We start from the raw sequence: 5,226 nt of genomic DNA on the forward strand, positions 1-5,226 counted from the left end.
ATTCATAAACTGCCAGGCATCAAACAAGTGAAGAAGCCCTGAACTGACGTTCAGGGCTTTTTTACGTCTGCGATCTGCCAGATAGCCCCCATCATATTCCGTCTCATCATGACCCCGATACAACCGCGGGTCTGCAACGCCGCTCTTGCTGCTTTAATCCTCTCCCGCACTGCGTCATTCTGAGCATCATCTGAAACAAAACTGTGAAAATCGTTACCTGCCAGCCTCCCGGTATCCACCCATCCACTTTATTTCTGTCGCTATCAGGATTTTCAGGAGCCGCAAAATCGTTGAAAGCCTTTCATCGCATGCAAATTCCCCCGCATTACCGTTGTGATGCGGTAAACTACCGGCAGATTAACCCGTTAAGGCCGTATCATGTCCAGTTCGTACATCTCATTAAAAGCCGACAACACGCTGGGGCTTGATGTCAGCGCAAAAACACGTATTGTCGCCGAATCGCCGGAAGCCATACTTTCAGCCTGGCAAATGAGCCAGCATAGCCAGCAACCTTTTCTGATCCTCGGGGAGGGCAGCAACGTGCTCTTCCTTGAGGACTTTGCAGGCGTGGTGGTGATCAACCGCATTGCAGGGGTTGAAATCCTTGATGAGACTGAGCGCTGGAAACTGCACGTTGGCGCGGGCGAGAACTGGCACCAACTGGTAAAAACTACCCTGGAAAAAGGGATTTCGGGTCTGGAAAATCTGGCACTCATTCCTGGAATGGTAGGATCAGCACCCATACAGAATATCGGTGCCTATGGCGTTGAATTAAAAGATGTATGTGAATACGTCGATGTACTAAATCTGCATACCGGTCTCACACAGCGTTTGAGCCGTGACGATTGCCAGTTTGGTTATCGCGACAGTATTTTCAAACATCAGTACCAGTCAGGCTACACGATTATCGCTGTCGGATTTTCATTGAAAAAACACTGGCAGCCCGTCCTGACCTACGGTGATTTAAAAACGCTAAACCCTGCCACGGCAAATGCCTGGGATGTTTTTCATGCGGTCTGTCATATGCGACAGAGTAAATTACCGGATCCGAAAATAACCGGTAACGTGGGCAGTTTTTTTAAAAATCCCGTGATAACTGGCCAGCAGGCGGCTGTGCTGTTGAGTGAGTACCCAGCGATGCCACATTATCCTCAGCCTACAGGTGATAGTAAACTGGCTGCAGGCTGGCTCATCGATCAATGCCAGCTTAAAGGCAGCCGAATTGGCGGTGCGGCAGTGCATCAGCAGCAGGCATTAGTGTTAATCAATGCTGAAAATGCCACACCCGACGACATTGTCGCGCTGGCAAAAAAGGTACGTACCCGGGTAGGTGAAAAATTTAATGTCTGGCTGGAGCCAGAAGTTCGTTTCATTCAGGCTCAGGGTGAATGTAACGCTGTAGAGGTCATCTCATGAAGGATCATAGCGTACCGCTTAAATTAATCGATATCCTGGCCGATGGTGAATTTCACTCGGGTGAGCAACTCGGTGAAACGCTTGGTATGAGCCGTGCGGCGATTAATAAACATATTCAAACGTTAAAAAGCTGGGGCCTTGAGGTGTATACCGTCACAGGTAAAGGCTACAGTTTTCCAGCCCCACTTCAGTTGCTCAATGAACAAGAGATTTTGGGGCAACTGTCTCAGGCTGATATAGCCGTAATACCGGTTATTGATTCAACTAATCAGTATTTACTCGAACGTATGCATTCTCTGCCTTCAGGATCCGTCTGCCTCGCTGAATATCAGCAGGCAGGACGTGGCCGACGCGGACGTCACTGGTTTTCACCCTTTGGTGCCAACCTCTATATGTCTATGTACTGGCGCCTGGAACAGGGCCCGGCAGCGGCAATGGGGCTGAGCCTGGTGATTGGTATCATTATGGCGGAAACGCTGCGGTCATTAGGTGCGCAGGACGTACGGGTAAAATGGCCTAACGACATTTATCTTCATGACCGGAAGTTAGCGGGGATCCTGGTTGAATTAACCGGTAAAACCGGCGATGCAGCACAAATCGTGATGGGCGCCGGAATTAATCTGGCGATGAGAACTGCCGAAGCGGCGCAGATTAATCAGGGCTGGATTAACTTACAGGAAGCCGGCGTGACAATTAATCGCAATGAACTGGCAGCAACACTGATTAATCGCCTGCGTGAAGCACTACCCGTATTTGAGCAGGAGGGATTAACGCCCTTTGTGACGCGCTGGGCCGAACTGGACAACTTCATCAATCGCCCGGTTAAATTACTGATTGGTGAACGTGAAGTGCACGGTATTGCTCGTGGCATTGATAATCAGGGTGGTTTGCAGCTGGAACAAGACGGAAAAATTCAATCGTGGGTAGGGGGAGAAATATCTCTTCGACCGGTTTGAAAAATAAAATAAAGCCTGCTTTTGGCAGGCTTAATCGCCACCTGTTATTTTCTGAGACGCAGTTTTTCCACCGCGTGGTTACCGCTTTTCGTCATAATTAAGCTGGCTCTTTCACGTGTAGGGAGAATATTTTCTTTCAGATTCAACCAGTTAATCTCCCGCCACAATGAGCCAGCAATATTAACGGCTTCGTCTTCAGGTAGCTGAGCATAGTGATGAAAATAAGAGTTGGGATCGGTAAAAGCGCCCTGGCGAAATTTAAGGAAACGATTCACATACCAGCGCTGCAAAAGATCTTCTTCAGCATCCACATAGATTGAAAAATCCACAAAGTCGGAAACAAAAACATGGTGTGGATCGTGAGGATAATCCATGCCGCTCTGCAGCACATTTAACCCTTCCAGAATCAGAATATCAGGTTGCTGGACAACCTTATCGCCATCCGGAATAACATCATAAATTAAATGGGAGTAGACGGGAGCGGTAACCTGGCTGGCGCCCGACTTAAGGTCGGAAACAAATTTCACCAGCCGATGCATATCATAGGACTGAGGAAAGCCTTTTTTCTTCATTAAGCCGCGCTCTTTCAGCACGGCATTGGGATGAAGAAAACCATCTGTCGTAATTAACTCAACCTTACGGTGTCCGGGCCAGCGGCTCAGAAGCGCCTGCAAAACACGAGCAGTGGTGCTTTTGCCCACCGCAACGCTGCCTGCAATGCTGATGATATAAGGAATTTTTTGCCCATTCGTTCCCAGAAACTGCTCCAGCACGGCCTGACGGCGGACATTTGAACTTATATAGAAATTAAGCAGACGTGATAGAGGCAGGTAGATTTCTGCCACTTCCTCAATGGAAAGATCTTCATTGATCCCTTTCAATTGCGCGATCTCATCCTCTGACAGCGTCATTGGAACCGAGTCGCGTAATGCCGCCCACTGTTCACGAGTGAACTGTAAATAAGGCGTCGTAAGTGATGTCGTTTTATCCATAAGTATACATTTGACTGCAGATTCAAACCGATCTGTACATTTTCGCCGATGACGAGTCGGGCCGTGTAGAGAAATGAATTGCCGGTCACAGGGCTATTAACGAGAACAATGGGCTGGAGGGTATCACCAGTATAGCTTTTAAAAGAAGTAAAAAATAAACGGCGGCTTGCTTTCGCAAGCCTCTCCGCAGATTTGATAAATCGTCGGTACAGAGACTTGAAATCTTTAATCGTTATGCTTTTTATTGCCATTCAGACATCAGGCAATTTTGTGCAAAGGCGTTTGTGGCTTTCGCACCGCTGTCATCGTGACGCATGATTCAGGCCGGGTGCATGGCATCAGATATGCCCGGATATACCCTTTTGATGCTGCACAGCTGGCGCTATAGCACGACGTCCGTGCCTGCTGTTCGAAAGACAGCCGCGCTGTGTCGTACAGGCGCATGCAGATTGTCAGCGCTTGCTCTCCATTGCGTGAACCCTGTCTGCCCTGGCGTCTTCGGTCTCGTGCTGCTGTATTAAGGACAGCCATAGCTTATCTGTCAGCGACGCTGGTGCATCAGACATTCTTATAGAGGCTGTCAGCGACGTTCTTTATCGCATCTGAGTTTCATGCTCACCCGACCTGCTATGCGGTGGACAGCATGACAGGCTGTCTGTGAGTCACACAGCCGCTCTACGAACGCTTATGCAGATTATCAGCCCTTATTCTCCTCAGGCACCGAACCGCCCCACAGGTGGTCTGTCAGCCGTGACGTTTTTATCTGCCTTTCGCCTGATACTGATACTTATCTTCATGCCGGGCAGTGTCGCCTGAAAACTTTTAGGGGATAACACTCAAGGCTGCGGCCTTAGGTAGGGTCCTGTCGCGATAAAAGTACGCATGAGGTGATTGAAAACTGAGCAGTTAATGCATTTTTCTGGCAGAGGCCTAAGAAAACCTGAGGGATGAAGACAACAAAGTGGGCGAGACAGGGGGAGGGAGCAACATTATCGGAAAGAGAGCGAAGAGAAATTTTAACCAATAATTGGATGTTATTTCTGCATATCAGGGGTAAATTGCGATGCTTTGCACAAATAGTAAGCGATAGAACAAAAACAGTGATTTTTTTGTTGCATCCTTCTGCCGACCTTCCTAGAATGCGCGTCACTTGATGCCGGCTTAGCTCAGTTGGTAGAGCAACTGACTTGTAATCAGTAGGTCACCAGTTCGATTCCGGTAGCCGGCACCATCAAGTAGGTGGGATTCCCGAGCGGCCAAAGGGAGCAGACTGTAAATCTGCCGTCACAGACTTCGAAGGTTCGAATCCTTCTCCCACCACCATTTCAACCCCCGGGTTGAGAAACAGATAAACAACCTGTTTATCTGGCAGGTGAGTCACTTCTTCTCACCCTGAATTCAGATTGGGTGTAAGCTCAGTCAAAGTCAGTCAGCTTCGCTGACGGGCGAAGGATAACAGAGGACATCCTCTGTTATTCACAAGCTACAGAAAGAACAGGTAGCCGAGTTCCAGGATGCGGGCATCGTATAATGGCTATTACCTCAGCCTTCCAAGCTGATGATGCGGGTTCGATTCCCGCTGCCCGCTCCAGATGTGCTGATATGGCTCAGTTGGTAGAGCGCACCCTTGGTAAGGGTGAGGTCCCCAGTTCGACTCTGGGTATCAGCACCACTTCCTTTATCTCCCTCCTGATTTTTCTCTGTAACTCCTTGCAGTCAGGCAATGCCTGGTTAATGTGACGATATCTTTGATATATCCGTGTCTTAGAGGGACAAGCGATGGCTAAAGAGCAATTTCAACGTAACAAACTGCACGTAAACGTGGGAACCATCGGTCACGTTGACCACGGTAAAACCACCCT

General features: G+C 48.8%; 4 protein-coding genes and 4 tRNA genes. 7 read left to right on the forward strand and 1 reads right to left on the reverse strand.

The features are described from left to right. Positions 1–378: 378 nt before the first annotated feature. Entirely contained in the window at positions 379–1,416 is a 1,038-nt protein-coding gene (gene murB, locus QLG08_RS01330) for a UDP-N-acetylmuramate dehydrogenase (protein ID WP_042677912.1), read from the forward strand. After that, positions 1,413–2,372 (forward strand): bifunctional biotin--[acetyl-CoA-carboxylase] ligase/biotin operon repressor BirA, encoded by a 960-nt coding sequence (gene birA, locus QLG08_RS01335; RefSeq protein ID WP_015701287.1) that lies wholly within the window; start codon positions 1,413–1,415, stop codon positions 2,370–2,372. Before murB ends, birA begins: the two co-directional genes overlap by 4 nt. Positions 2,373–2,416: 44 nt before the next feature. Here birA and coaA read toward each other — a convergent pair whose 3' ends face one another. Next, positions 2,417–3,364: a type I pantothenate kinase gene (gene coaA, locus QLG08_RS01340; protein ID WP_013024113.1), complete on the reverse strand. Its 948-nt coding sequence runs from the start codon at positions 3,362–3,364 to the stop codon at positions 2,417–2,419. A 1,155-nt stretch (positions 3,365–4,519) separates the two neighbouring features. Here coaA and QLG08_RS01345 point away from each other — a divergent pair. From QLG08_RS01345 to QLG08_RS01365, 5 genes are all read left to right on the forward strand, one after another. Beyond that, a tRNA-Thr gene (locus QLG08_RS01345) sits at positions 4,520–4,595 on the forward strand. A gap of 7 nt (positions 4,596–4,602) precedes the next feature. Continuing rightward, positions 4,603–4,687: transfer RNA gene (locus tag QLG08_RS01350), tRNA-Tyr, on the forward strand. A 193-nt stretch (positions 4,688–4,880) separates the two neighbouring features. Then, positions 4,881–4,955 (forward strand) — tRNA-Gly (locus QLG08_RS01355). Positions 4,956–4,960: 5 nt separating this feature from the next. Beyond that, a tRNA-Thr gene (locus QLG08_RS01360) sits at positions 4,961–5,036 on the forward strand. A gap of 107 nt (positions 5,037–5,143) precedes the next feature. Continuing rightward, positions 5,144–5,226, forward strand: an 83-nt coding sequence (locus tag QLG08_RS01365; protein WP_332459973.1) for a GTP-binding protein, incomplete at its 3' end; no start/stop codon positions are given.

Source organism: Pantoea sp. V106_11 (assembly GCF_029967885.1).
GTDB classification, from domain to species: Bacteria; Pseudomonadota; Gammaproteobacteria; order Enterobacterales; family Enterobacteriaceae; genus Pantoea; species Pantoea ananatis.